This window comes from Agromyces kandeliae, from assembly GCF_009674665.1.
GTDB lineage: Bacteria > Actinomycetota > Actinomycetes > Actinomycetales > Microbacteriaceae > Agromyces > Agromyces kandeliae.
The window spans coordinates 165,627-191,701 of sequence record NZ_WKJD01000009.1; the positions used below are offsets into that span (position 1 = coordinate 165,627).

General features: G+C 69.9%; 29 protein-coding genes. 12 read left to right on the forward strand and 17 right to left on the reverse strand.

Going from position 1 to position 26,075, the window contains the following annotated elements; all coding sequences use genetic code 11:
* Position 1: 1 nt before the first annotated feature.
* The 3 genes from GJR97_RS06125 (at position 2) to GJR97_RS06135 (ending at position 3,762) form a co-directional block, all read left to right on the forward strand.
* Complete coding sequence (locus GJR97_RS06125) at positions 2-940, forward strand: carbohydrate ABC transporter permease (RefSeq protein ID WP_154345617.1); 939 nt, start codon at positions 2-4, stop codon at positions 938-940.
* A complete protein-coding gene (locus GJR97_RS06130) occupies positions 940-1,875 on the forward strand; it encodes a carbohydrate ABC transporter permease (protein ID WP_154345618.1) in 936 nt (311 codons plus the stop codon). Before GJR97_RS06125 ends, GJR97_RS06130 begins: the two co-directional genes overlap by 1 nt.
* Positions 1,876-1,959: 84 nt before the next feature.
* Positions 1,960-3,762, forward strand: a complete 1,803-nt coding sequence (locus tag GJR97_RS06135) for a glycoside hydrolase family 13 protein (protein WP_154345619.1) — start codon at positions 1,960-1,962, stop codon at positions 3,760-3,762.
* A gap of 156 nt (positions 3,763-3,918) precedes the next feature.
* Here GJR97_RS06135 and GJR97_RS06140 read toward each other — a convergent pair whose 3' ends face one another.
* On the reverse strand, positions 3,919-4,899 hold the full coding sequence (locus GJR97_RS06140; RefSeq protein WP_154345620.1) for a hypothetical protein: 981 nt from the start codon (positions 4,897-4,899) through the stop codon (positions 3,919-3,921).
* 246 nt (positions 4,900-5,145) lie between these two features.
* Here GJR97_RS06140 and GJR97_RS06145 point away from each other — a divergent pair, with 246 nt between their 5' ends.
* The 3 genes from GJR97_RS06145 (at position 5,146) to GJR97_RS06155 (ending at position 6,968) form a co-directional block, all read left to right on the forward strand.
* Positions 5,146-5,634, forward strand: coding sequence for a YajQ family cyclic di-GMP-binding protein (locus GJR97_RS06145; protein ID WP_154345621.1), 489 nt, complete (start codon positions 5,146-5,148; stop codon positions 5,632-5,634).
* An 86-nt stretch (positions 5,635-5,720) separates the two neighbouring features.
* Positions 5,721-6,443 (forward strand): NUDIX domain-containing protein, encoded by a 723-nt coding sequence (locus GJR97_RS06150; RefSeq protein WP_229276022.1) that lies wholly within the window; start codon positions 5,721-5,723, stop codon positions 6,441-6,443.
* 126 nt (positions 6,444-6,569) lie between these two features.
* On the forward strand, positions 6,570-6,968 hold the full coding sequence (locus GJR97_RS06155) for a nuclear transport factor 2 family protein (protein WP_154345622.1): 399 nt from the start codon (positions 6,570-6,572) through the stop codon (positions 6,966-6,968).
* 52 nt (positions 6,969-7,020) lie between these two features.
* Here GJR97_RS06155 and GJR97_RS06160 read toward each other — a convergent pair whose 3' ends face one another.
* The gene (locus GJR97_RS06160; protein ID WP_154345623.1) at positions 7,021-8,112 is read right to left on the reverse strand and encodes an alpha/beta hydrolase; all 1,092 of its coding nucleotides are present in this window, start codon (positions 8,110-8,112) and stop codon (positions 7,021-7,023) included.
* Positions 8,113-8,331: 219 nt separating this feature from the next.
* On the opposite strand from GJR97_RS06160, the gene GJR97_RS06165 reads away from it, so the two are divergent.
* Complete coding sequence (locus GJR97_RS06165; RefSeq protein ID WP_195760622.1) at positions 8,332-8,967, forward strand: methyltransferase family protein; 636 nt, start codon at positions 8,332-8,334, stop codon at positions 8,965-8,967.
* Between the two features lie 18 nt (positions 8,968-8,985).
* Here the strand turns inward: GJR97_RS06165 and GJR97_RS06170 are convergent, their stop codons facing one another.
* The 9 genes from GJR97_RS06170 to GJR97_RS06210 form a co-directional block, all read right to left on the reverse strand.
* On the reverse strand, positions 8,986-9,843 hold the full coding sequence (locus GJR97_RS06170) for a type II secretion system F family protein (protein WP_154345625.1): 858 nt from the start codon (positions 9,841-9,843) through the stop codon (positions 8,986-8,988).
* A gap of 8 nt (positions 9,844-9,851) precedes the next feature.
* Complete coding sequence (locus GJR97_RS06175) at positions 9,852-10,805, reverse strand: type II secretion system F family protein (RefSeq protein ID WP_154345626.1); 954 nt, start codon at positions 10,803-10,805, stop codon at positions 9,852-9,854.
* The gene (locus tag GJR97_RS06180; RefSeq protein WP_154345627.1) at positions 10,805-12,274 is read right to left on the reverse strand and encodes a CpaF family protein; all 1,470 of its coding nucleotides are present in this window, start codon (positions 12,272-12,274) and stop codon (positions 10,805-10,807) included. Before GJR97_RS06180 ends, GJR97_RS06175 begins: the two co-directional genes overlap by 1 nt.
* On the reverse strand, positions 12,271-13,689 hold the full coding sequence (locus tag GJR97_RS06185) for an AAA family ATPase (RefSeq protein ID WP_154345628.1): 1,419 nt from the start codon (positions 13,687-13,689) through the stop codon (positions 12,271-12,273). The genes GJR97_RS06180 and GJR97_RS06185 overlap by 4 nt, the downstream gene beginning before the upstream one ends.
* Complete coding sequence (cpaB, locus tag GJR97_RS06190) at positions 13,686-14,450, reverse strand: Flp pilus assembly protein CpaB (protein ID WP_154345629.1); 765 nt, start codon at positions 14,448-14,450, stop codon at positions 13,686-13,688. The genes GJR97_RS06185 and cpaB overlap by 4 nt, the downstream gene beginning before the upstream one ends.
* 48 nt (positions 14,451-14,498) lie before the next feature.
* Positions 14,499-15,482, reverse strand: coding sequence for a Tad domain-containing protein (locus GJR97_RS06195; RefSeq protein WP_195760623.1), 984 nt, complete (start codon positions 15,480-15,482; stop codon positions 14,499-14,501).
* Positions 15,479-15,880, reverse strand: coding sequence for a TadE/TadG family type IV pilus assembly protein (locus GJR97_RS06200; RefSeq protein ID WP_324613212.1), 402 nt, complete (start codon positions 15,878-15,880; stop codon positions 15,479-15,481). Before GJR97_RS06200 ends, GJR97_RS06195 begins: the two co-directional genes overlap by 4 nt.
* A gap of 107 nt (positions 15,881-15,987) precedes the next feature.
* Positions 15,988-16,182, reverse strand: a complete 195-nt coding sequence (locus tag GJR97_RS06205; RefSeq protein WP_154345631.1) for a Flp family type IVb pilin — start codon at positions 16,180-16,182, stop codon at positions 15,988-15,990.
* Between the two features lie 255 nt (positions 16,183-16,437).
* Positions 16,438-17,097 carry a prepilin peptidase gene (locus GJR97_RS06210; protein ID WP_195760624.1) on the reverse strand — a complete coding sequence of 220 codons (660 nt, stop codon included), beginning with the start codon at positions 17,095-17,097 and terminating at the stop codon, positions 16,438-16,440.
* Positions 17,098-17,173: 76 nt separating this feature from the next.
* Here GJR97_RS06210 and GJR97_RS06215 point away from each other — a divergent pair, with 76 nt between their 5' ends.
* Together GJR97_RS06215 and GJR97_RS06220 are read left to right on the forward strand one after the other, a co-directional pair.
* Complete coding sequence (locus tag GJR97_RS06215; protein WP_154345633.1) at positions 17,174-17,494, forward strand: hypothetical protein; 321 nt, start codon at positions 17,174-17,176, stop codon at positions 17,492-17,494.
* Between the two features lie 120 nt (positions 17,495-17,614).
* Positions 17,615-18,226: a hypothetical protein gene (locus tag GJR97_RS06220; RefSeq protein WP_154345634.1), complete on the forward strand. Its 612-nt coding sequence runs from the start codon at positions 17,615-17,617 to the stop codon at positions 18,224-18,226.
* 39 nt (positions 18,227-18,265) lie between these two features.
* Here the strand turns inward: GJR97_RS06220 and GJR97_RS06225 are convergent, their stop codons facing one another.
* The 3 genes from GJR97_RS06225 to GJR97_RS06235 all read right to left on the reverse strand — a co-directional run bounded on the left by GJR97_RS06225 (position 18,266) and on the right by GJR97_RS06235 (position 21,582).
* Positions 18,266-19,645, reverse strand: a complete 1,380-nt coding sequence (locus tag GJR97_RS06225) for an FAD-dependent oxidoreductase (RefSeq protein WP_324613213.1) — start codon at positions 19,643-19,645, stop codon at positions 18,266-18,268.
* Positions 19,646-19,682: 37 nt separating this feature from the next.
* Positions 19,683-20,801, reverse strand: a complete 1,119-nt coding sequence (locus GJR97_RS06230; protein WP_324613214.1) for a polyprenyl synthetase family protein — start codon at positions 20,799-20,801, stop codon at positions 19,683-19,685.
* A gap of 61 nt (positions 20,802-20,862) precedes the next feature.
* On the reverse strand, positions 20,863-21,582 hold the full coding sequence (locus GJR97_RS06235) for a demethylmenaquinone methyltransferase (RefSeq protein WP_154345636.1): 720 nt from the start codon (positions 21,580-21,582) through the stop codon (positions 20,863-20,865).
* A gap of 284 nt (positions 21,583-21,866) precedes the next feature.
* On the opposite strand from GJR97_RS06235, the gene GJR97_RS06240 reads away from it, so the two are divergent.
* Positions 21,867-22,151: a DUF427 domain-containing protein gene (locus tag GJR97_RS06240; RefSeq protein WP_154345637.1), complete on the forward strand. Its 285-nt coding sequence runs from the start codon at positions 21,867-21,869 to the stop codon at positions 22,149-22,151.
* Between the two features lie 31 nt (positions 22,152-22,182).
* A complete protein-coding gene (locus GJR97_RS06245; protein ID WP_324613215.1) occupies positions 22,183-23,487 on the forward strand; it encodes an isochorismate synthase in 1,305 nt (434 codons plus the stop codon).
* Between the two features lie 51 nt (positions 23,488-23,538).
* On the opposite strand, the gene GJR97_RS06250 is transcribed toward GJR97_RS06245, so the two are convergent.
* Genes GJR97_RS06250 through GJR97_RS06260 form a run of 3 tightly spaced genes read right to left on the reverse strand, consistent with a single transcriptional unit; the run spans position 23,539 to position 25,361 of the window.
* Positions 23,539-24,363 (reverse strand): PPK2 family polyphosphate kinase, encoded by an 825-nt coding sequence (locus tag GJR97_RS06250; RefSeq protein ID WP_229276038.1) that lies wholly within the window; start codon positions 24,361-24,363, stop codon positions 23,539-23,541.
* A gap of 43 nt (positions 24,364-24,406) precedes the next feature.
* Positions 24,407-24,868 (reverse strand): riboflavin kinase, encoded by a 462-nt coding sequence (locus tag GJR97_RS06255; RefSeq protein WP_195760625.1) that lies wholly within the window; start codon positions 24,866-24,868, stop codon positions 24,407-24,409.
* Positions 24,861-25,361, reverse strand: coding sequence for a flavin reductase family protein (locus GJR97_RS06260; RefSeq protein WP_154345640.1), 501 nt, complete (start codon positions 25,359-25,361; stop codon positions 24,861-24,863). Before GJR97_RS06260 ends, GJR97_RS06255 begins: the two co-directional genes overlap by 8 nt.
* 121 nt (positions 25,362-25,482) lie before the next feature.
* Between GJR97_RS06260 and GJR97_RS06265 the strand changes: the two genes are divergently transcribed.
* Entirely contained in the window at positions 25,483-26,073 is a 591-nt protein-coding gene (locus GJR97_RS06265; protein WP_154345641.1) for a PadR family transcriptional regulator, read from the forward strand.
* Positions 26,074-26,075: the final 2 nt, after the last annotated feature.

The following is a 26,075-nucleotide window of genomic DNA, read 5'->3' on the forward strand; positions in this document are numbered from 1 at the left end:
CATGTCCACGCTGACCCAAGCGGTGCGCACGTCCTCGACGGGCGGCACCAAGCGACGGCGGGCCACGCGCACGCGCGTCGAGACCCGCCGCGCGATGCCCGCGTTCTACTGGATGGTGTGGCCCGCCGTGATCGCGTTCGCCGCGTTCCACACCCTGCCGGTGCTGATCGGGATCTTCTTCAGCTTCACGAACTACGCGGGCTACGGCGCGTGGAACTTCGTGGGCCTGTCGAACTACGCCAACCTGTTCCGCGACGACCGCGTGCTCGCGGCGTACGGGTTCTCGTTCCTGTTCGCGATCGTCGCGACGATCCTCACGAACGTGATCTCGCTCGCGATCGCGCTCGGCTTGAACTCGAAGATCATCGGGCGGAACTTCTTCCGCGGCGTGTACTTCGTGCCCTACGTGCTCGCGATCCTGGTGATCGGCTACGTGTTCCAGTTCTTCTTCTCGAACTCGCTGCCGAAGATCCTCTCGGGCATCCCGCTGTTCCGCGACAACATCCTCACGAGCCCCGACTGGGCCTGGACCGCGATCGTCGTGCTCGCCGTGTGGCAGGCCTGCGCGTTCGCGATCATCATCTACCTCTCGGGGCTCCAGACCATCCCCGGCGAGCTCTACGAGGCCGCGTCGCTCGACGGCGCGGGCGCATGGCGCCAGTTCCGGTCGATCACGTTCCCGCTCATCGGGGCGTTCTTCACGATCAACGTCGTGCTGAGCCTCAAGGGCTTCCTCCAGGTGTTCGACCCGATCGTCTCGCTCACCAACGGCGGGCCGGGCACGTCCACCGAGTCGGTGACGCTGCTCATCTTCCGGGGCGGCTTCTCGGGCGGCGAGTTCGCCTACCAGACGGCGAACGCGGTGATCTTCTTCATCGTGATCACGGTCGTCTCGCTCTTCCAATTCCGGGTCCTTCAGCGCAGAGAGGCCGATTTCTGATGACCACCGCAACCACCACGCTCGCCCAGGCCGAGGAGGCCCTGCCCACGGGCAGCACCGACGCCGTCGGCGGCGGGCGTCGCCCCCGGCGACGTCGCGCCGGCGAGGACGACGACACGCGCCGCATCAACTGGTGGGCCACCGCGCTCATCGCGGTCTGCTCGCTCACCGTGCTCGTCCCGCTCTACCTCGCGGTCGTCGTGGCCCTGAAGACACCCGACCAGCTGGTGTCGGGCACGGGCTTCGAGTGGCCGAACCCGGTGAACTGGGGCAACTTCGCGGAGGCGTGGGAGCGCACGAGCTTCCCGCAGGCGCTCGCGAACACCGCGCTCATCACGGTCGGCTCGGTCGTGTTCACGTTGCTGACGAGCTCGATCGTCGCGTACGCACTGGCCCGCAACATCCATCGGCCCTTCTTCAAGGGCGTGTTCTTCTACCTGCTCGCCGCGCTGTTCATTCCGTTCCCGATCATCATGCTTCCGCTCGTGAAGCAGACCGCGATCCTCGGCCTCGACAACCAGGCCGGCATGATCGTGCTCTACACGATCTACGGGCTCTCGCTGAACGTCTTCATCTACACCGCCTACATCCGCTCGATCCCGATCGAGCTCGAGGAGGCGGCGCGCGTCGACGGCGCCTCGACGTGGCGGGTGTTCTGGCAGGTGATCTTCCCGCTGCTGACGCCCATGAACGCGACGGTCGGCATCCTCACGTGCGTCTGGGCGTGGAACGACTTCATCATGCCGCTGGTCGTGCTGACCGACCCCGCCGCGCGGACGCTGCCGCTCGCGCAGTACGTGTTCCAGGGGCAGTTCAACACCGACTACACGGTGGCATTCGCGTCGTACCTCATGGCGATGGCGCCGCTGCTGATCGTGTACGTCTTCAGCCAGCGTTGGGTGATCTCGGGCGTGACCCGAGGCTCCATCAAGTAACCTGCGCGGATGCCGCGGGGCGGGCCTCTCGTGCAGGCCCCGCCCCGCGGCATCCGTTCGACCGCATCGAAAGGAACCATCCCGATGACCGACGCCCGCCCGTCGGGGCTCGACGCGCACGCCGCGCTCGCCGCGCACGCCACGACCTCCTCGCTCGCCGACGCCACCGTGCTCGCCGCCGACCCCGACTGGTGGCGCCAGGCCGCCGTCTACCAGATCTACCCGCGCAGCTTCGCCGACGCGAACGGCGACGGCATCGGCGACCTCCGCGGGATCACGTCGCGCATCCCCTACCTCATCGAGCTCGGCGTCGACGCGGTATGGCTCTCGCCGTTCTACCCGTCGGCGCTGGCCGACGGCGGGTACGACGTCGACGACTACCGCGACGTCGACCCCAGGATCGGCACGCTCGCCGAGTTCGACGAGATGATCGCGGCACTGCACGCGGCGGGCATCCGCCTCATCGCCGACATCGTGCCGAACCACTCGTCGAACCGGCACGAGTGGTTCCGCGAGGCGCTCGCGTCGCCGCGCGGCTCGGCGGCGCGCGAGCGCTACCTCTTCCGCGACGGCGAGGGCCCCGACGGCACGGAGCCGCCGAGCGACTGGCAGTCGATCTTCGGCGGCTCGGCGTGGGAGCCCGTCGGCGACGGGCAGTTCTACCTGCACCTGTTCGCGCCCGAGCAACCCGACCTCAACTGGGCGAACCGCGAGGTGCGCGACGACTTCCTGCGCACCCTGCGCTTCTGGTCGGACCGGGGCGTCGACGGCTTCCGCGTGGACGTCGCGCACGCCCTCGCGAAGGACCTCACCTACCCGCTCCGCTCGCACGCCGAGCTCGAGGCGACGAAGCTCGCGACCGACGGCTCGCACCCGCTCTGGGATCGCGAGGAACTCGACGAGATCTACGCCGAGTGGCGCGCGGTGTTCGACGAGTACGACCCGCCGCGCATCGCGGTCGCCGAGGCATGGGTCGAGCCCACCCGCCGGCACCGCTACGCGGCGCCGACGAGCCTCGGACAGGCGTTCAACTTCGACCTGCTGCGGGCGAACTTCGACGCCGCCGAGTTCCACGACATCGTCGACCGGAACATGGTCTTCTCCGCCGAGACGGGCTCGTCGAACACGTGGGTGTTCTCCAACCACGACGTCGTGCGGCATGCGACGCGGTACGGGCTGCCCGCCGACCCCGACGGTGACGGTTCGGTCGGCAGGGAGTGGCTGCTGCGCGGCGGATCGCCGGCGGAGGTCGATGCGGCCCTCGGCCTGCGGCGAGCGCGCGCCGCGACGCTGTTCCTGCTGGCCCTGCCCGGCAGCGCCTACCTCTACCAGGGCGAGGAACTCGGGCTGCCCGAGGTCGGCGAGATCGCTCCGGACGACCGACAGGACCCGTCCTTCTTCCGCAACGCCGGCGTCGAGGTCGGGCGTGACGGATGCCGCGTGCCGCTGCCCTGGATCGCCGACGCGCCGTCGTTCGGCTTCGGGCCGGCCGGGTCGGACGCCTCGCACCTGCCGCAGCCGTCGTGGTTCGCGTCGTACGCGGTCTCCTCGCAGGAGGCGGACCCCTCGTCGACGCTCTCGATGTACCGCCGGGCGCTCGCGCTTCGGCACGAGCTGCAGGGTGCCGAGAAGCTCGCGTGGATCTCGCTCGACGCGGGCGCCGACGCGGACGACGCCGCCTCCGCGGGGGCGGCCGGCACGGCCTCCGCGGCCGACGTGCTCGCCTTCCAGCGCCCGACCGGATGGACCGTGGTGACGAACTTCGGCACGACGCCGTTCGCGCTGCCCGCGGAACTCGCCGGCCTCGAGGTGCTCCTCTCGAGCGCCCCTCGCCCCGCCGGCGCCCCGTCCGTCGTCCCCGCCGAGGCCACCCTCTGGCTCCGCTGACCCGCGGGGCGCGCGCCCCGCGCCTCGCGCCCCGCGCCTCGCGCCCCGCGCCTCGCGCCTCGCGCCCCGCACACCGTTCGCGCACGATTTCTGGGGTGGAGTACGCATTGGCCTCGCACTCCACCCCACAAATCGCACTCCATTGCGAGCCACGGCCTACACGACGATGAGGCGCACCGGCTTCCGCACGATCGGGAGCCCCGCCGCGACCAGTCGATCGCGGATCGGGGCGCGCCGCCACATGTCGCTCCAGTCCCACCGCACGAAGCCGACGACCGATGCGCGAATGGCGTCCTCGCGCGCCTTCTCGGCGAGCACCGCGGCGACCGCCGTGCCGGCATCGCCGCTCAGGTACTTGCCACGCCCGTCGGCTTCCCCCACGATTCCGTGGTCGGGCCACCAGAAATCGAGGTACGCGTCGCGATCGAGGTCGGCCAGGCGCATCCGGTGCTGGAGCACGGGGTCCGGAAGGCCGCACTCCTCGACGACGAGCCGGCTCATCGTCTCGAGCGGACTGTCGGCGTCGGTCGTCGCACGCGACAGCACTTCTCCCACTCGCCGGCTCCCGTGGTACGGGAGGAGTCGTTCGTGCTCCGCCCGGAGCGCCGCGAGCGTGATGAGCGGCGGCGGTGCGGCGGCCGACCGCGACACGTGCAGCGCGGCATCCGTCGCCACCAGCGCCGCTGCGAGCGAAGCGTGACGCGCCAACTGGATGAGACTGAACTCGATCGATGTGGCCGTCAGCCCGTCGCTCGGAACGGTCTGGATCTCGGCGGTGCGCGCGACCCTGACGATGTCGCCGCGGCGACTTCCATGCTCGTCCCGCGACATGACGTGGACGACGCACGGCCAGGCGCCCACGATGGGCAGGCCCGCGAGTGCGACCGCCGCGTACGAGGTGAAGACCGGCGCGGCGAGCGAGATGCCCGCGGCTCGGACGAGGTCGCGATAGCGTGCCGCGTCGCGTTCGGGCCCGGATGCCGCCACCTCGCCCTCCACCTCACGGAACACGCCGACCCGGACGCGACTGAGTCGCCCCGCCTCTGCAGCGGCGTACAGTTCGGCCTCGCGACCGGCCGCGCGCGCGTCGCGCGCCAGCACGAACCCGTGCGCGGTCATCGGAAACGTCTCGGCCACGCACCGATCGTGAACCGTCCGCGGCAGATGGCGCCGGGGCGGTGTCCGGGGTGGGATCGCGCGGCGCACCATCCACGTGTGCAGGCCGAGTCCCCCGCCGCCTCCCGGGCCCCACCCGGGCACGGGACCTGCCTGCGGTGGCGCGCATCGGAGTGCAGCTTCTCGGTTCGAGTGCGATTCGAAACGGACCTCGAACCCAGAATCCGCACTCCAACGGCCCAGCACCCCCTCGCTAGACTGACGCGCATGGCTGATTCGACGTTCGACATCGTGAGCAAGGTCGACAAGATGGAGGCGGAGAACGCCGTCAACCAGGCCCGCAAGGAGGTCGAGCAGCGCTACGACTTCAAGGGCGTGGGGGCGTCGGTCGAGTGGTCGGGCGAGAAGATCCTGCTGAAGGCCTCGACCGACGAGCGCGTGAAGGCCGTGCTCGACGTGGTGCAGTCGAAGTTCATCAAGCGCGGCATCTCGCTGAAGTCGCTCGACTCGGGTGAGCCCTACCCGTCGGGCAAGGAGTTCCGCATCGAGATCGGCCTGAAGAACGGCATCGACCAGGAGCACGCGAAGAAGATCAACAAGCTGATCCGCGACGAGGCGCCCAAGTCGGTCAAGTCGCAGATCCAGGGCGACGAGCTGCGCGTCTCGTCGAAGAGCCGCGACGACCTGCAGGAGACCATCCGCGTGCTGAAGGCCGCCGACCTCGACGTCGACCTCCAGTTCGTCAACTTCCGCTGACGCGCGACGCGCAGACGCACTGACGCACCGACCCACCGACCCACCGACCCACCGACCCACCGACCCACCGACCCGACCACCACCTCATGACGAGCGAGAGCGAGCGGATGCCGCGAGCCGGCGTCGCAGCGGAGACGCCCGCGCCGCAGCCCGGCGTCGACGTGCCCGATCGTCGCGGGCGCACCGGCCTCGACCGGGTCGGCCGCGACCTCGACCGGAACCCGCGCGTGCGGGTCCGCGACGTGCGGGTGCTCACCTCCAACTGGTACGTGACGCGTGCCACGACGTTCGACTTCCAGCACGCCGACGGCTCGTGGACGAGCGAGGAGCGGGAGACCTACGACCGTGGTGACGGCGCCACCATCCTGCTCTACGACCGCGAGGCGCGGACGGTGCTGCTCACGCGGCAGTTCCGCTTCCCGGCCTACGTCAACGAGCACCCCGACGGCATGCTCATCGAGACGGCCGCGGGCCTGCTCGACGACGACGATCCCGAGACCGCGATCCGCCGCGAGGCGGAGGAGGAGACCGGGCACGTCGTGGGCGACGTGGAGCACGTCTTCGACGTCTACATGAGCCCCGGCTCGGTGACCGAGCGCCTGCACTTCTTCGCGGCGCCGTACGTGCGCGGTTCGGTCGCGCCCGGCTCTCGGCGCGGCCTCGCCGATGAGGGCGAGGACATCGAGGTGCTCGAGCTCGACGTCGACGACGCCCTCGACCGCATCGGCGTCGACATCGTCGATGCGAAGACGATCATGCTCCTGCAGTGGGCGGCGCTTCGCGGTCCGTTCGCGGCAGGGAGCGCCTGAGCGTCTCGCACGCCATCTGCCTGATCGCAGCGCCGTCCGCGGCGCGCGTCGGCGCACCGGCCGGACGAGGCATCCGCCAGGGCCCGGTGGTTGCGCTCCGCACACGGCGAGCCGCATCCTGACGTCATGAACGCGCTCGATGACTTCCTCGGCTGGCTCCGAGGCCCGCTCACCGAGGCGGAACGTGCCCTGCACGGCGGTGATGCGGCCCCGCGCCGAGCCGTGTGGTCGCGCGTCGAGCCGGTGAGCGTGCTCGGGGCGTGGCGCAACGCCATCGGGCTGAAGGAGGTCGACGAGCTCTTCGACTTCCTCGAAAGCAGCTTCTCGGACTGCGCGAGGTTCGAGATCGAGCTGCTCGCCGCCGACGTCGTCGGCGACGCGGCGTACTCGGTCGCGCTGGAACACACCGAGGTCGCCGTGGACGGCGCCCCGCGCGCCTACACGCTGCGGGTCACCCAGGTGTACCGGCGCGAGCAGGGAGCGTGGCGGGTCGCCCATCGCCACGGCGACACCGTCGTCGAGTGAGGCCGCGCGCGGTGCGCCTCGCTCGCGGCGCCGAACCGCGCCCCTGGCCCCATCAGCCCCGCGGCCCGTACCCCTCCAGCCACCGCGTGACCGCCGCATAGGCCGCCGCCCTCGCGGGCTCGCGCGACAGGAACACGTCGTGCAGCGCCCCGTCGATGCGCGCGACGGTCACGTCCGGTCCGAGCTTCAGCGACTGGCGGGCGATCTCGTCGACGACGAGCACGATGTCCGACGTGAGCATCGCGTCATCCCACGTGCCCTGCAGCACGGACCGCGTCGACAGCAGCGTCAGGACGGGAGCGCCCACGTCGATCCCGGCCGCGACGGTCGCGTGGCCCGCGAGGATCGCGGTGAGCCAGGCCGGATGCGTGCGGAAGCCACGGTCGGGCCGCCACGCGTGGTCGTAGTCCCACTCGCCGTCGAGTTCCTTCGCGACCGACCGCGTGTAGAACCCGAGGTCGACGTTCGGCAGCGGCCCCATCGGGTCGAGCCGCGCCCGGAACCCGATCACCGGCTGGATCGCCTGCCTCCCGATCCCGCTCAGCTGGAACTCCAGCCACGGGCTGTTCAGTACGAGCGCGGCCGCCCGCCCGGGGTTGCGCGCCGCCCACAGGCTGAGCGTGAGCCCTCCGGTCGAGTGCCCGACGAGAATCAACGGCCGAGCGGATGCCTCCGGCCCGCCCTCGCGCGCGATGGCGCCGAGCGCCGCCTCGATGTCCTCGTCGTACACGGCGAGATCGGTCGTGTACCCGGGCGTCTGCCACTCCCGCAGGCTGCGGCCGTACTTCCGCAGGTCGAGCGCGTGGAAGCGCGCGCCGGCGTCGCTCCAGAACCGCGCGAGCTCGGGGTTGAAGAAGTAGTCGCTCCACCCGTGCACGTAGAGCACGTCGCATCCGGATGCCGCCGGCCGCGGCTGCGGCGAGGCCTCGCGTTCCCACGGCCAGCGCCAGCGGAGCTTGGGCGGCTGCACCGCCTCGGCCGGCGGTCGGCCGGCGTGGCGGACCAGCGTCGCGACGACGTCGCCCTCGTCGTCGGGCTGGAGCGGCAGGGTGAGCTGCTCGAACCCGCTCCCGAGCACGTCGGCCACCCAGCCCGCCCCCGCATCGGGCCGGGCCCGGGTCCCCTCCGTCGTCGCCGGGTCCATGCGGCCAAGCCTAGGCGTCGGTCACCGCGGGGCACTGGCGGCGCCCGCGGCGATCGGAGTGGTGAGATCGATGACGGGACGAATCCCGATCGGGCCATCGATCGCGACGGCGGTGCCGGATAGGATCGACCCCACGTCGCCGAAACTCGCCGCCACGGCTCCGGCGCGTTCACCTGATGCACCGGAGGGGCCATGCGGCTACGCGAGCAACTGAGAACGATGGACGTCGAGCGCTTGGTCCTCGTTCCCGCAATGGTGTTCCTGCTGTGCCTGACGTTCTTCGCGCTCTTCTCCAGTGCCCAGCGCGAAGCCGCATCCGGGATCGTGGACTACCTGCACATCCTCTACCTGGTCCTCTTGGCCTCGTTCTACCTGGTGGCCGTGCTGCTGTTGATCATCAGGAGGCCCGCCAAGGCCCGGAGGGCGGGAGTCCTGCCGACCGCCGCGGCATACGTCGGGACGTTCCTCCCTCTGACGTTCGCGTTCCTCGGGGGCTCCGAGGTCCCCGCCGGCGTCGAACTCTTCGCAGTGGTCATCATGACGCTGGGCATGATCTTCACCGTCTACTCGCTCATCACCCTCGGCCGAAGCTTCGGCGTGGAGGCCAAGGTCAGGACACTCGTCCAACACGGCCCGTACCGGCACATCCGAAACCCGCTCTACGTCGGGGAGATGGTCACCCTCGCCGGCGCCGTCTGCTTCTCACCGAGTCCGGCCAAGGTCGGGATCCTCATCCTGATCGGCGCCATCCAGGTGTACCGCGCGATCCAGGAAGAGCGCCTGCTGGAGGAGCACGTCCCCGAGTACGCGGCGTACAAGCTGCGAACGAAGCGCTTCGTGCCCGGGCTGTTCTGATCGGTCCGGCGAGTCCGGTCAGCCGAATGCCGCCATCATGCCGATCACGGCCGGCGTGAGGATCACGATGAAGAGCACGGGGAGGATGCAGAAGACCAGCGGGAAGACGATCTTCACCGGGATCTTCATCGCCTGTTCCTCCGCGCGCTGACGACGCTTGACGCGCATCTCTCCGGCCTGCACGCGAAGCACGTCGGCGATCGCCACGCCGTACGCGTCGGCCTGCTGCACGGCCCGGACGAACCGACGGAGGTCCTCGCTGTTCGTGCGCTGCTCGAGCGCAGCGTACGCGTCACGGCGCGTGCGCCCGATGCTCATGTCCTGGAGCGTCCGGATGAGCTCCTCGGCCATCGGCCCGCGGCCGTTCCGGCCGGCCTTCGCCATCGCCGCGTCGAACCCGAGCCCGGCCTCGACGGCGATGGTCATCTGGTCGAGCGTGTCGGGGAGCGCACGCTGGATCGCGGTCTGCCGGTCGTGGGCCCGGCTGTTGATCAGCACGTCGGGCAGGAAGAAGCCGAGGACGAGCGCCGCGATCACGAGGATCACCCGGATCGGAGCGGGGTCGGCCGCGATGAACAGCCATCCCAGGAGGAAGACGGTACACACGAGGATGGTCTTCCAGACGAAGATCCGGGTCACCGACCAGCCCGCGGGTCGGGCGGCGAAGGTGATCTGGCGTTCCAGCCAGCCGATGTATCCCTTCGGCGCCGCCTTGACCAGGCTCTCCGAGAACGAGGTTCGCTGGACGGCGGTCGCGGCCGATTCCACGACGCCAGTCTCGGCAGTCCGTGCCCTGCCCGCGCCGATGAGGAACCAGGCGACGAGGCCGATGGAGATGCCGACGGTGAGGGCGGCCACGAGTCCGATGGCGTTCATGAGCTCTCCTAGAACTTCACGCGAACGGTGAAGAACATCCAGATGGTTCCGCCGACCAGGAGCAGGAACGCGATGAACAGCGCGATCCACCCGATGAGGCTGGTGAACATGGGAACGAAGTAGCCGGGTTGGACCCAGAGCAGGAAGAGGAAGACCGCGACCGGGAGCACGACCAGGATGATTCCCGAGAGCCGCCCCTCTGCGCTCAGTGCACGCACCTGCCGTCGGATCTGATTGCGCTCGCGAATCGTGTGGGCGACCTGGTCGAGCACCTCGGAGAGGTTGCCCCCGGCCTCGCGGTTGATCGCGATCGCCTGTGCCACCCACGAGAAGTCGTCGCTCTGCATGCGCTCGGCCGTCACGCCGAGGGCGTCACCGAGGTCTCGTCCGAGCCGGGTCTCGTTCACCACGCGTGCGAGTTCCTCGGACGTCGGAGCATCGGCTTCGCGCGACACGGAGTCGATGGCTCGGAGCAGGCTGTGCCCGGCGCGCAAGCCGCCGGAGAGGAGTTGCAGGGTGTCGTCCAGTTGGTATTCGAACTTCGCGCGTCGACGACTCGTCCGCACGGCGACGACCACCCGCGACCCCACGAACGCGAGCGCGCCGAACACCAGGGCGAGCGGAATCGACCAGAACGTGCCCCACCCGAGGACGAACCCGAGCATCGCGAGCACCACGGCGGCAGAGATGGTCAGCACGGTGAACCCGGCCGGCTCCATCTTGATGCCGGCCTGCTCGAGCCGGTAGCGCCGCATGCTGTCGTCGCGCCCGCGAGTCGCCGTCTCCACCGCGGAAACCGTCCGCCCGGCGATCCGGCTGAGGGCGGTGTCGATCTCCTCCCCCGGCGCGACGCGGCGGCTCTTGCTGATGCGAGGCGGAGCGGGGAAGAACACGAAGAGCACCAGCACCAGGAGCGCGAGCAGCGTGATGGAGACGCCGAGGATCAGCGTGAGCGGGCTCATCAGAACTCCCGAGTGACCTGGAATTCGGGCTGGAAGACCGACATGGGCAGCGGGATCCCGACGTCGGCGAGGTGCTCGGCGAACCTGGGCCGCACACCCGTGGCGGCGGCGTGACCACGGAAGCGCCCGTGCTCGTCGATGCCGGCCGAGTAGTCGAAGGTGAACGCATCCTGGAGCGTCACGATGTCGCCCTCCATGCCCTGCACCTCGGTGACGTGCGTGATCCGCCTGGTCCCGTCCTTCAGACGACCGATCTGGATGATGATGTCGAGCGCGGAGGCGATCTGCTCGCGGATGGCCCGCAGGGGCAGGTCCATGCCCGCCATCAGGACGAGCGTCTCCATTCGCGAGATGGCGTCTCGAGGCGAGTTCGCGTGGATGGTCGAGATGGAGCCCTCGTGGCCCGTATTCATGGCCTGGAGCATGTCGAGGCTCTCGCCGCCTCGAACCTCGCCGATGACGATGCGGTCGGGTCGCATGCGGAGGGAGTTGCGGACGAGGTCGCGGATCGTGACCTCGCCCCGCCCCTCGATGTTGGACGGTCGCGATTCGAGCCGGACGACGTGGTCCTGCTGCAGCTGCAGTTCGACGGCGTCCTCGATCGTGATGATGCGCTCGCTCGTGGGGATGAATGCCGAGAGCACGTTGAGCAGCGTGGTCTTGCCTGTTCCGGTACCGCCCGAGACGAGGATGTTGAGTCGTCCGCGCACGGCGGCGTCGAGGACGGTCGCCATCTCGCGACTCATCGTGCCGAACGAGACCAGGTCCTCGACGGTGTACGGGGTCTGCGCGAACTTCCGGACGGTGAGGGAGGGCCCGTTGACCGCGAGGGGAGGGATGATCGCGTTGACGCGCGACCCGTCCTCGAGCCGAGCATCGACCAGGGGAGACGACTCGTCGATGCGGCGTCCGACACGCGACACGATGCGGTCGATCACGCGGCGGAGCTGCGCCTCGCTCGTGAATCGCAGCGAGGACTCCTGGAGGCGTCCGCTGCGCTCGACGTAGATCTGGTCATGCCGGTTGACCATGACCTCGGTGATGGTCGGGTCGTCGAGCAGTGGCTCGAGCGGCCCGTATCCGAGCACGTCCGCCGAGATCTCGTCGATGAGGCGATTGCGCTCGGCACTGGTGAGCGCGGTCTGCTCGGTGGCGACGATCTGGCCGAGTTCGGCGCGGGCGAGCGCATGCAGCTTCTCCTCGGTCATCGAGGAGTCGTTGAGGCGGTTCCCGATCCGCGAGAACAGTTCTTGGGCGGCCGACTCCTTGAATGCGGCCAACGGGTCGGCCGTCGGTTCGACGTGCGCCGTCGGGACCACGACGATCTCCGGCTGGACGTCATCGTTCCGAGCCTCGGACGGCTCGAGCTCGTCGACCTCTTCGTCGACCACGGGGCTCTCGGGCGCGGGCGCGGCATCCGGAGTGCGTCGGATGCCGCGCGCGGCGTCGAGTCGTTCGTTCAACCTCATTCTGCGGCCGCCCTTCTCATGGTGCGTCGGCGTCGGGCATGGGCTTCGGGGTCGATGCGGAGTGCGAGGTCTCGCAACGCGATTGCGGCGTGATCCCTCGGGTCACTCAGGACCAGCGGGACCCCGCGGTTGCTCGCGAGGAGCACGGCGCTCGACCGGGGCATGAGCACGTTCATCTGCACGCCCGCGATGCGCTCGGCGTCGCGGACCGTGAGGCCGCTGTGCCGATCCGTGAAGTTCAGCACGATGTGGCGATTCGAGGGCAGGAGTCCGACCTGCTGCAGGAGTTCGAGCTCCGTCCTCATTGCGCGGAGGCTCGGAACCCCCATGTTGGTGACGAAGACCCCGTCCGTGGCGTTCTCGAGCACGGCGAGCGTGTGCTCGCCGAGCCCCGGCGTGGTGTCGACGATCACGTACCGGAAGATTCCGGCGAGCCGGCGCAGGAGCGCTCCGAGTTGCTCTGCCGAGACCTCGTCCCCGGCTTCAGGCGACGCGGCCCCCGGGATGACGTAGAACCCCTCCGGATGACGGAGGAGGTAGGTCTTCAGCGCCAGCTCGTCGCCGCTCGCGGCGACCTGCACGGAATCGACCAGCGTGTGGGTCGGCTCGAGGTCGAGCGCTGTCGCGATGTCGCCGAACTGGACGTCGGCATCGACGAGCACCACCGAGTTGGGCGCTGCAGCGGCGAGCGCCGCGGCGAGGTTCACCGAGACGGTCGTCTTGCCCTGCCCGCCCTTCGGGGCGACGACGGCGAGCACGTCGGTTCTGGCCCCTTCGGGCAGTTCCGCGGGGAACAGCCACTCGGGTTCCGGTTCCGGTTCCGGCTCCGGCTCCGGCTCCGGCTCGGGTTCCGGCTCCGGCTCGGGTTCATCGACGGCCTGCGGCTCGGCCACAGCCTCGGCCTGCGCCAGGGTGGATCCGGCGAGGAGCCGACGCAGGAGGTCGTCGTCTCCAACCGGACCGGCAGCCTCCTGAGGCGGCTCCTGGACCGGCACATAGGCGCGATCGCCCCAATCGCCGAGGGTGGTGTCGATGTCGTGCGCCTGTGCGAGCCAGTCGCGCAGCCGGGCGAAGAGCGCCAGCGTGACCGCCTCGCTCGCGTCGGGAGCGAGCACGGCATGCAGGCGCATCCCGTCGACCCAGTCCTCGAGGTCCGCCCGCTGTTCGCGAACCACGATGATGCCGACGTGCGGATACTGCTCGAGGAAGGACTCGACGAGCTGCCGCGACTCCTCGTAGTTGACCACCGGGCCGAGCAGCACGATATGCGGCGCCTGGCCCGGAACCTGGGCGAGGACCTGGTCGATGCCGAAGCTCAGGTACTCGCCGGCGACGCTCGCGAGCTCACTGCCGAGCATCGAGCCGAGGCGGGACTCGTACTCGACGCTGCGACTGATGAGCAGGTATCGGGTCACGGCAGGATGTTGGCTGGTCCGATGAGCTGCGAGCCGTCGGTGCTCGTGTCCTCGTTCTGCAGGGTGAGCCAGACTCCGGCGAGGTCGTCCTCCTGCATCTCACGCGCCCAGACGAGCTTCTCGATCTGCGGTGCGGTCATCGCCATCGTGACCATGATGTTCTGCACGGCGTTCGTCGTCTCTTCTCCGTCCGCCGGGGTGAACGTCGAGCCGGCCTTGACCCGCGTGACGAGCACCTGGTTGTCGATGAACCGCGTCGCGGGCGAGGTCGTCACCGTGCCCTCCGCGTTCGGTTCGCCGGGATAGATCTTGTTGGTGACCACGATGCCGATCCGGCTCCCGGGCTGGATCGCGCCGCCGACGACCCGCTGCACCTCGAGCGCCACGGTGACCTCCTGCATGCCCTCGGGCACCGGTACGTCGCCCTGAGCCGCGAGGACGGCCGGGTCCACGAACCGGTCCTCGCGCAGCTGGTCGCCTGGGAGCAACTCGGCTGCCGCGACCAGGCCCTCGAGATCGGCGAGGTCGGTCACGCGATCCTCTGCGACGGAGATCGCCGGCAGTTCGGTGAGCGAGATGAACTCCTCGATCTGAGACGCCGACGTGCCCTCCGGGATCGACTCGTCGACGATGTACACGTCGACGAACTCGGCCCCTTCGGCGGCCCGCTGGTCGGCGCCTCGGACGTATCCGACGAGCACGACGGTGCCGACGATTGCGAGGACCAGGGCGACGACGGCTCCGATGATGCGAGTCTTCATGTTGGGATGCTTTCGGGTCGGGCGGCGGGGGTTCCCGGGTCGTCGGGATCAGTCGAGCAGGTCTGCGAGTTGGCTGTCGGTGATGACGAGTCGGACCACGTCGACTCCGAAGTCGGGGCCTCCGACCTCCCAGTCGGCTCCGAGGTCGACCCACTCGGTGAAGTATCCCTGGATGCCGCGGCAGGCGCCGACGCAGGCAGGCGAGAGCGGATCGGGGTTGTTGAACACGCCCGGCCCGCCACCGGTGAGCTTCCAGCCGGTGACGACGAAGGCGGCGAAGGCCATGATGTGGAACTCGCCGTTCTGGCCGTTGATGTCGTTGCCTCCGTCGTAGACCGGCACGAGCACGGTCTCTCCCTCGAGGTCGTTGAAGAGGTAGGCGCACTCGGCTGCCGGGTCGATGCCGGGGTCGCTCCCCACGAAGCCGGTGTCGAGGTCGATGAACGTCTCGCACTGGCCGCCCTCGAGGTCGAGCCAGCCGAACCCGCCCTCGACGGGCTGGCCATCGGCGCGGGTGCAGTCGTTCTCACTGGTCTGGTGGTACTCGATGAGCACGCGGATCTCGAGCGTCGGGTCCTGGAACTCGCAGAGCGACAGGGCGAGCGGGAGCACGATGCCCGAGTTCGGGCTGCCCCACTCGGCCGAGCTCACGGCCTGGACGACCGTGGAGTCCATGCCCGTGAGGACCGACGCGAGCGGATGACTGACGGAATTGTCGGTCGTGACGGTCACCCGGTTGGCGTCGTAGTCGATCTGCGGTGCGAGCGCCGTCGGGCTCGAGATGAACGAGTTCTGCAGGACGAACTCGCTCGCGATGCCGCCGGCGCTCGCGCCGCAGGCGGATTCATCGGCAGCGCATGCGGTCGCGACGGCCATCGCGGCGCCGTCGGCGCCGTTCTGCTGGGCGGCGCGCTCCGCGTACAGCGCGCCGACGTCGACGGCGATGGCTGCGGCGCCGATCAGGGGGACGATCATGAGCCCGACGAGCACGGCGCTCGCGCCATGCTCGCCGCCCCGGAGCCGTTCGATCATCCGCCGCATACCATCTGCCCTTCCGCCTGGAGCTCGAATGTATCGCCGGTCGCCCACTCCCAGAACCCGGGGATGATGAGGTCGACCGTGTACGTGATGTTCGCGTGAACCGGAGTGCCTTCGTCGAGGTCCTCGCAGGTGCCGACGCTGAGGAGCACTTGACCGGGGTCGATGGCCGGATTCAAGGCCGGCGCCGTGGCGACCGCGGCGGACTGGGCCTCGCCCACGTTGTCGCGGATCGCCATCACCCGTGCGGCCTCGCGCGCGGCGTTCGACAGCTGGATCTGGATGTTGAACAGTCGTCCGAATTCGAAGATGCCGAGGATCAGGAGGAGCAGGATGGGCAGCACGAGGGCGAACTCGACTGCGGCAGCACCTCTCTCCTTGCGCAGCGACACGATCCTCACCTGTTCAGACACCCCTCAGGAAATGTCCATGCACTGGAGGCCGTCATGAGACGACCTCCAGTGCATGGAGACGCGACGTAGACTCGCGCGCCGATGGATCAGAGCGCGGCCGCGACCGCCTGGAAGATGGCGTCGAGGTTCGTACCGATGAGGGTGACCGCGGCGATGATCACGACGGCGATTAAAGCGACCATGAGGCCGTACTCGACGGCGGTCGCCCCCTCCTCCTTGGCGCGGATCTCGGCGATGCGGCTGACGGCCTTGGCCTGAGCCTTGGCGAGAAGCTTGGACATGAGAGACACCCTTCGGGTCGAACAGATTTTGGGTGCCGCCCACCTGGGTAAGCGGCCAGTGAACCGTATCGATGCGAACGAATCGGCCGCTATGCCCCATTTCGGGGCACCCCCCGACTGGGTACAGCCAGGGGGACAAACGTGATCCCCGCGTAACCGAAGATCAGTCAATTCAGTGCTAAAGTCCGCGATTCGGGGTACAGCACGCGAGTCGTCAGGGGACACGGGGCACCGATCCGGAGTCATGGACCCGATTCACGCCCCGAAGGCGACCACCGCCAGCATCGCCCCCGCCACCATCGACGGCCCGAACGGCACCGACCCCTTGAGCGTCACCCGCCGCATCGCGAGCGCCACGATCGCCACGACGCCGCCGACGAGGAACGCCCCCATCAGCCCGGCCACCCACATGAGCCAGCCGAACCATCCGAGCGCCAACCCCAGCGGCAGCGCGAACTTCACGTCTCCCATGCCCATCGCCTTCGGCGAGACGAGGGCGAGCACGAAGTAGAAGAGGAACATGCCGGCGGAGCCGGCGGCCGCCCAGGCCAGGCGGACCCACTCCCCCGTGAGCACGGCCCCCACCACGAGCAGCACCGCGACCACGAGCAGGGTCGGGAACACCATGGCGTTCGGGAGCCGCTTCTCGGTGAGGTCGACGATCGACAGCGCGACGCCGGCGGCGGCGAGCGCCAGGAGCGCCGGCAGCACAGGGTCGAGGCCGAACCGCCACGCCAGCGCCCCGAACAGCAGTGCGGTCGTACCCGCCGACGAGGCGCGGAGGGCGCGCAGCGGCATCCGCCCCGCTGCGTCGCGACGGATGTTGCGGTCGGCCCACGCCGCGAGCGGCCACCAGCCGAGCACGACGCCGATGAGGGCGGCCCCGACGACGAGGGCGACGGGGGCGAGCGGCATGATGTGCAGCGTAGCGCGGCGCGCGATGCGCGCGCGGCGTAGGCTCCCCCACGACGGCATCGATGAGGGGGATGACATGGACGAGGCCCAGGCGACCTTCGACGCGGTCACCGACGAACTGCTCGAGGACACCGACTACGACGTGGATGCCACGCCCGACGGGCTGCTCGTGAAAGGCCACCTCTTCGCGTTCCTCGAGGACGGCGACCTCGTCGTCGAGCTGCCCGAGGCGCGGTCCGCCGACTTGCGGGCGCGAAGCATCGCGACGCCGTTCCACTCGACGCGCGGCGGCGACAGCCGCACCTGGGTGCGCGTCGCCGACCGCGAGCTCTGGTCCGAACTCGCGCGCGAGGCGCACGCCTACGTCGGCGAGCCGCCGGTCGGCCGGCAGTCGTGACCGCAGCGATCTGACGGCCATCCGGCATCGACCACCCGAACGGGGGTCACGGACGGCGCTGCGGTCCCCTATCGTCCGTCCCATCGGCGGAGGCCGAACGCCGCCGGAAGGAAGGCCACGATGCGCATCCTGTCCCGCACCACCCTCGCCCTCACCGTCGTCGCCGCGATCGCGATGTTCGGGATCGCCGCCCCGGCGCAGGCCGCGCCACCGGCGCACAGCAACGCGCCGGCCGCATCCGCAACGGCGGGCGCGCCGACCGGGCAGGACGTCACCATCACCTACGACCTCAACCGCGGGGCCCAGGCGATCGCCGGCCAGGCCTGCGAACTCGACGGCGGCGACATCCCGTGCGACGACGTCGCCGACTCGACCACCAAGAAGGCGTCGACCTACTCCGTCGACCTGACCGGCCTGTCCGTCGGCGACCACGTCTTCACGGTCACGTTCGTGCTGACCGACGGCGGCACGGCCGCCGCGTCGGCCGAGTTCACCATCGAGCAGACGCTCGAGGAGGCGTGCGCCTCACTGACCGGGATCCTGACCACGTCGGAGACCGAGACCTGGGTGTGGAAGTGCATCGCTGACCCGTACACGGGCAGCATCCCGACCCCGATCGAGCTGGTCGAGACGGGCATCGAGGTGCTCACGCCGTACTGCGAGTCGGGTGACTTCGGCGGCTCGTTCGCCTCCGCGCCGCCGCTGCTCGGAGAGTGGTACTGCAACGCCTGAGCGGCCGCGGGCAGCGGCGCCCGAGACCGCGCCGCGGAGCTAGACCTCGCCCCGCGAGATCCCCACCATCTCGTCGCGCGGCACGACCTTGATGCGCGTGCGCTCCTCGGCGGCGCCGAGCGACTGCTCGTGCTCGTCGAGGCGGTGCCATCCGTCGAGGTCGGTCCACTGGATGCCGCGGGACTCGAGCAACTCGATCACCGACTCCTCCGACGGCGACTCGGGCCGCCACCAGTTGCCGAGGTCGTTGATGAGGTGCTTGATCGTCTCCATGGCGTCGGACTTGGTGTGCCCGATGAGGCCGACGGGGCCGCGCTTGATCCAGCCGGTCGCGTAGACGCCGTACATCTGGCGCGACTGTCCGGTCTCCTTGTCGCGCATGAGCACCTGGCCTTCGTGGTTCGGGATGACGCCGAACTTCTTGTCGAAGGGGATGCCGGGCAGCGGCGAACCGAAGTAGCCGACGGCGCGGTAGAGCGCCTGGATCGGGATCTCGCGGATCTCGCCGGTGCCGACGACGCCGCCCTCGCCGTCGGGCGCGGTGCGCTCGTAGCGCAGTGCGGCGACGCGGCCGTTGCCGTCGTCGACGACCTCGAGGGGCTTGGCGAAGAAGTGCAGGTGCAGGCGACGCGACGCCTGTCCGGTCTCGCGCTGCCGCCACTGCTGCAGCACCTTGTCGATCACGAAGACCTGCTTGTTGCCGGCGACGGCCGCGCGCGCGGCATCGTCGTAGTCGAAGTCCTCGTCGTAGACGATCATGTCGACATCGCGCAGCTCGCCGAGCTCGCGCAGCTCGAGCGGCGTGAACTTCACCGAGGTCGGGCCGCGACGGCCGAACACGTGCACGTCCGTCACGGGCGACGCCTTCAGCCCCTCGTAGACGTTCGCGGGGATCTCGGTCGGCAGCAGGTCCTCCGCGTGCTTCGCGAGCATGCGCGCGGCATCCAGCGCGACGTTCCCGTTGCCGATGACGCCGACCGACTTCGCGTCGAGCGGCCACTCGCGCGGGTAGTCGGGGTGCCCGTCGTACCAGCTGACGAAGTCGGCCGCCCCGTACGAGCCCTCGAGCTCGACGCCCGGGATGTGCAGGTCGGCGTCCTTCACGGCGCCGGTGGCGAAGATGACGGCGTTGTAGTGCTTCTTGAGGTCGGCGAGCGTGATGTCCTCGCCGAAGCGCACGTTGCCGAAGATGCGGATGTCACCGCGGTCGAGCACCTCGCGGAGCGCCGTGATGATGCCCTTGATGCGCGGGTGGTCGGGGGCGACGCCGTAGCGCACCAGCCCGTACGGCGCGGGCAGGTGGTCGAACAGGTCGATCGACACGTCGAAGTTCCGCTCGGACTTGAGCAGGATGTCGGCGGCGTAGATGCCGGCCGGGCCCGCGCCAACGATGGCCAGGCGCAACTTGTTCCTCGTCACCGGCGGTGACCTCCTGTCGTCGATGCGGGAGCGGAGCTCAACTCGAGCGCTCCACGATGGTGTCGGCGAAGCGCGTCAGCGCCTTCTTCACGCTGCCCTCGGGCACGGGCGCGAGCGCCGCGACGGCCTCGTGCGCCCACCGATGGGCCTCCGCGAGCGTCGAACGCGTGGCCTCGTGCTCGCGGAGCTCGTCGACGATCGCATCGACGGTCGCCCGCGAGGGCACGATGCGGGCGGCGAGCGTGTTGGTGTCGAACGGATCGCCCGCCTCCTCGGCCGGAGCGGGGAGCACGTCGCGACGGATGCGGTCGAGCAGGTCGGCCGACGAGGCATCCGCCTTCGCCAGCTCTTCGAGCCGCAGCAGCGGGAGCGTCACGACGCCGGCGCGAAGGTCGGTGCCGGGGACCTTGCCCGTCTCCTCCGGCTGGGGCGACAGGTCGATGACGTCGTCGATGAGCTGGAACGCGACGCCGATCTTCTCGCCGAACTCGATGATCGGCGCCTCGAGCGCCGGGTCGGCGTTGCCGAAGATGATGCCCGACTGCGCGGCCGCCGCGATCAGCGACCCCGTCTTGTCGGCGAGCACCTGGATGTAGTGCTCGATCGGGTCCTCGTCGGGGTCGGGCCCCACGGTCTCGTTGAGCTGGCCCAGCACGAGGCGCTCGAACGTGTCGGCCTGCATGCGGATGGCGCGCTCCCCGAGCTTCGCCATGAGCTGGCTCGCCCGTGCGAAGAGCAGGTCGCCCGTGAGGATCGCGACCGAGTTGCCCCACACCGTCTGCGCGCTCGGCACCCCGCGGCGGCGCTCCGACTCGTCCATGACGTCGTCGTGGTAGAGCGAGCCCAGGTGCGTGATCTCGATCGCCATCGCCGCCGTGACGACGTCGTCGACGCTGCCGTCGCCGAGCTGCGCCGTGAGCAGGGTCAGCATCGGGCGCACGCGCTTGCCGCCCGCCTCGAGCAGGTAGCGGCTCGTGACATCCGCCACCGTGTCGGCGAAGCGGACCTGCTCGGCGAGCCCCACCTCGACGCGCTCGAGCCCGTCGTCGATGGCCCGGGCCATGGCACGATCGGCCGCGGAGGCGAACACCCGCTCGCTGAGGCCGAGATTGGCCGCGAGCGAGGAGGCGCGACGGACCGTGTGGCTCGGATTCACGTGCCCCAGCCTATCGAGAGCGGGCCGAGCGGATGCTGCGAGCATGTCGAACGCGCCGCGCTCACCTCTCCGCGGCGGCGATCGGCTTGCGCGCCCGGTGCAACGCGACGATGCCCGCCGTCAGGTTGCGCCACGCGACCTCGGACCACCCCGCTTCGCGGATCCAGCCCGCGAGCGTCGGCTGGTCGGGCCACGCGTTGATCGACTCGTTGAGGTACTCGTAGGCGTCGTCGTTCGAGCTCGACAGCTTGACGAGCGGCGGCATGACGACCTTCTGGTAGAAGTCGTAGCCCGCGCGCACGACGCCGACCGGCGGGTGCGAGAACTCGCACACCACGAGGCGTCCGCCGGGCTTGGTCACCCGCAGGAACTCGGCGAGCGCGACCTTCGGCTCCTTCACGTTGCGCAGGCCGAACGAGATCGTGACGGCGTCGAACTCGGCGTCGCCGAACGGCAGCGCCATCGCGTCGGCCTCGACGAACACGAGGTTCGGCACGTGCGCCTGCCGGCGGCGGCCGACCTCGATCATGCCCGGCGAGAAGTCGGCGGCGACGACGCTCGCGCCCGACTTCGCGAGGCTCGCGCTCGAGGTGCCGGTGCCCGCGGCGACGTCGAGGATCCGCTCGCCCGGCTTCGGCGCGACCGCCTTGGTCGTCGCGACGCGCCACAGCGCGGCGTTGCCGACGGAGAGCACCGCGTTGGTGCGGTCGTAGCGCGCCGCGACCCGGTCGAACATCGCCGAGACGTCCCGTGGGTCCTTGCCGAGGTCTGCGCGCGTCATGCCTGCGAGTCTACGGTCGCCGGGCTGGGCGGGCGCGGTGAGGGCGAGCGGATGCCGCGTGGCCGGCGCGGCCCGCTCCATCCGCCCGCCGCACCCCGAGGTCACGCGAGTTCGCAGGACCACGTGCGTCGTCCTCCCGCCTGCGGCGCCACCGCGTCCCTCATCCTGCGAACCCGCTCCGCGAACCTGAGAGTTTCCATGCATCGGGATGGAAACCCGGCTCGATGACGTTGGATCGTGGTGGACGGCGCGGCTGCGCCATCCGATCGGAGGAAGGGAACGGCATGAAGGCGATCTGGAACGGCACGGTCATCGCGGAGTCCGACGACACCGTCGTGGTGGAGGGCAACCACTACTTCCCGCGTGAGGCGATCCGCCCGGAGTTCTTCGTGGCCAGCGACAACCGCAGCGTGTGCCACTGGAAGGGCACCGCGAACTACTTCCACGTCGAGGTCGACGGCCAGCGCAACCCGAACGCCGCCTGGACCTACGAGACGCCCTCCGACGCGGCCGCCGAGATCCGCGAGCACGTCGCGTTCTGGCGCGGCGTCGACGTCGTCGCGGCCTGAGCCGGCAGACGCTCCGGCGTAGGCTGGTCCGGTGACGCGAACGGATGCCGCGGCCCCTCCCGCCGCCGACACGAGGTTGCGCGTCCGCACCGTCGCGGTCGACGAGACCGCCCCGCTCGTGCCGCGCCTCGACCCGAGGCATCCGCTGCTCTGGATGCGTCGCGGCGAGGGCATCATCGGCCTCGGCGAGGTGCTCCGCATCGAGACGCACGGCCCGAGCCGCGTCGCCGACGCCGCCCGTGAGTGGCGGCGCGTGACCGGACTCGCCGACATCGACGACCGGGTCGGGCTTCCCGGCAGCGGCCTCGTCGCGTTCGGCGCGATCGCCTTCGCCGACGAGTCCGCGGCGACGAGCGTGCTCGTGGTGCCCGAGATCGTGCTCGGGCGTCGCGACGGGAGGGCGTGGGTCACCCGGATCGAGCTCGTCGACGGGTCATCCGCTGCGCCGACCGCCCCGGTCGAGCTGCCCGCGCCCGCGCCGAAGCGCGACGTGCCGCGGGTGCGCTTCGCGCCGGGCGCGCTGCCACCCGAGTCGTACACCGACGCCGTCGCCGAGGCCGTGCGCCGCATCGACGACGGACGGTTCGAGAAGGTGGTGCTCGCGCGCGAGATCGTCGGCACGCTGCACGAGGACGCCGGGCTGCGCGCCGCGCTCGCCAAGCTCGCCGACGACTACCCCGACACGTGGGTGTTCGCCGTCGACGGCCTCATCGGCGCGAGCCCCGAGACGCTTGTCCGGGTCGACCACGGCACCGTCTCGGCGCGCGTGCTCGCAGGCACGGCGTCGCGCGGGCGGGATGCGGCATCCGACCGCGACCGGGCCGCGCGCCTCGCCGCCTCGCACAAGGACCTTGCGGAGCACGCCCTCGCCGTCGAGAGCGCGGTCGCCACGCTCGCGCCGCACACCGCCAGGCTCGACGCGAGCCCCGAGCCGTTCACCCTGCAGCTGCCGAACCTGTGGCACCTCGCGACCGACCTCAAGGGCACGCTGGGCGACGGGTCGAGCGCGCTCGACCTCGTGCGCGCGGTGCACCCGACGGCGGCGGTCGCGGGCACGCCCCGGAACGTCGCGCTCGCCGCGATCACCGAGCTCGAGGGCTTCGACCGCGGGCGCTACGCCGGCCCGGTGGGCTGGGTCGACGCCGACGGCGACGGCGAGTGGGCGATCGCACTGCGCTGCGCGCAGGTGTCGACGGATGGCACGGTGCGCGCATATGCCGGGTGCGGCATCGTCCACGACTCGGTGCCGTTCGACGAACTCGCCGAGACCGACATGAAGTTCCGGCCGATCGTCGAGGCATTCGGCGCACCGCCGCCGTCGCCGCCCGTGCCGTAGCCGGCCGCGATCGCGGCGCGCCGCGGGCGACGCGGCCGCGCCCCCGCCCGGTCAGCCCGTCGCGAGCCGTGCCTTCTGCTCCTCGATGTCGTAGTCGGCGAGCGGCCAGTCGAGCTTCATCGACTCGAGGGCGTCGATCAGCAGGTGCTGCACGGCGAGGCGCGCGTACCACTTGCGGTCGGCCGGGATCACGTACCAGGGCGCGTACGGCGTCGTGGTCCGGTCGAAGACGAGCTGGTACGACTCGCGGTACTTGGGCGCCAGCATCCGCTCGTCGATGTCGCCCGGGTTGAACTTCCAGTGCTTGTCGCGTCGGTCGAGCCGCTTCAGCAGGCGCTCGCGCTGCTCGTCCATCGAGATGTGCAGCATGACCTTGATGATCACGGTGCCGGATGCCGCGAGCTCGGCCTCGAACTCGTTGATCGCGTCGTAGCGCCGCTCGATCTCCTCCGGCGGCGCCAGCTCGCGAACGCGCGCGATGAGCACGTCCTCGTAGTGCGAGCGGTCGAACACGCCGATCATGCCGGGCTCGGGGACCTCCTTGCGGATGCGCCAGAGGAAGTCGTGCGCGAGCTCCTCCTTCGTCGGCTTCTTGAAGGTCGCGAGCTGCACGCCCTGCGGGTCGACCGCGCTCATGACGTGCTTGACGATGCCGCCCTTGCCTGCGGTGTCCATCGCCTGCAGCACGAGCAGGACGCGTCGCGGATCGTCGCCCATCTGGTGGCCCGCGAACAGCTGCTCCTGCAGGTCGGCCAGGATCTCGGCGCCGATCTCGAGCGACTTCCTGCCCTCCGTCTTGCCGCCCTCGAACCCGGGCTTGCCGTGGGGGTCGAGGTCCGCCAGCAGGAAGTCCTGCCGCACGCGCAGCACGTCCATCGGATCACTCGCCCAGTACTTCTCCAGCCCCACGGTGCTCCCCTCATGACCGCGTCCGCCGCGGCGCTCCCCCATCTTCGAGGCCCGACGGATGCCACGGCAAGGGGTGGCGCGCTTGCGCCGCGAGCACCGCGCGCGACGCGACGACGTCCGACTCGGTCTGCCGGATGAGTTCCTCCAAGGAGGTGAAGCGGACCATGCCCCGGAGTCGTACGGCCACCTCGAGGCGGATGTCCGAGCCGTACAGGTCGCGGTCGAGGTCATGGACGTACACCTCGACACGCCGGTCGTGCACATCGCCGAAGGTCGGATTGTCGCCGATGCTGATCGTCGCGCCGAGCTGCTCGGGTTCGGTCCCGATCCAGAGCCGGCACGCGTACACGCCGTCCTCAGGCACCGGTTCGCCGGGCTCGACGGCAAGGTTCGCTGTCGGAAACCCGAGAATGCGGCCCCGGCCGTGCCCGTGGACGACGCGTCCGCCGAATCCGCGCTCGCGCTCATCCATCGACGAGGTCCCGGAATCGGCTCTCGTGGAAGACGAGCGGCGCGACATCCGGGAAGGTGGTGACGTCGTGGATCTCGAGCAGCACGATCTCGTGATCGCCGCCGTCGAAGCGATCGGCGACTGAGCACTGGAGCCACAGTGCGGAATCCCGCACGTAGACCGCGCGCTGCTGGTCCGCATGCCAGTCGACGCCCGCGAAGCGGTCGCCATCCCGCGACGAGAGCCGACGGCACACGGCACCGTGGGCGCTGCTCAGGATGCTGAGTCCGAGCCGCGCCCTCGTCGAGAGCGCCGGCCAGGTCGTCGACGTCCGAGCGACGCTGATGGCTGCAAGCGGCGGGTCGAGCGAGATCGACGTGAACGAGTTCACGGCCATGCCCATGGGCCCTTCGTCGTCGAGCGCGCAGACCGCGACGACGCCGGTCGGAAAGGTCGCGAACGCCCGCCGGAGCTGCACCTGCGGCTCGGGCGTCGACGTCTGCTGAACGGTCATGTCTGCTCCTCCTCGAGTGTGACCATATATTCAATTTTGACTATTCACCACCCAGGCGCGAAAGTCAATCTTGACCATACAAATCGTGTGGTATCACGGCCGGCAGCCCTACGATGGACCCATGTCCACCACTCGACTCGTCGTCTTGGGAGCCGTCCACCAGTTCCAGCCGACGCACGGTTACTTCCTCCGACGGGAGCTCATGACCTGGCACGTCGACGAGTGGGCGAACATCCAATCCGGTTCGATCTACAACGCGCTCCGATCACTCGAGCAGGAGGGCTACGTCGTCGAGGCCGGGACCGAGACGAGCGGCAAGCGCCCCGCCCGGACGACGTACCGCACGACGCCGCAGGGCGAGGTCGAACTCCTGAGGATGCTCCGCGAGACGCTGTGGAACGTGGAACCGTTCGACACGACCGCTGCGATGGCGATCGCGTCGTTCATGTTCATCCTCAGTCGGCAGGAAGTGATCGCCGGACTCGAGCACAGGGTCAACAAGATCGACGCGCTGGTCGTCGAGAACGGCTTCAACATCGAGGACACCGCCCGATCCGAGACCACGCCGAAGTACGTGCGCGAGATCTTCGAACTGTCCTCTGCACGCCTGCGCGGGGAACAGGAATGGGCGCGCGAGCTCGTCGCTCGGATCCGCGGAGGCGCGTACTCGTTCACCGGGGACCGGATCGAGCCGGGCGCCGCCCCGGTCTGATC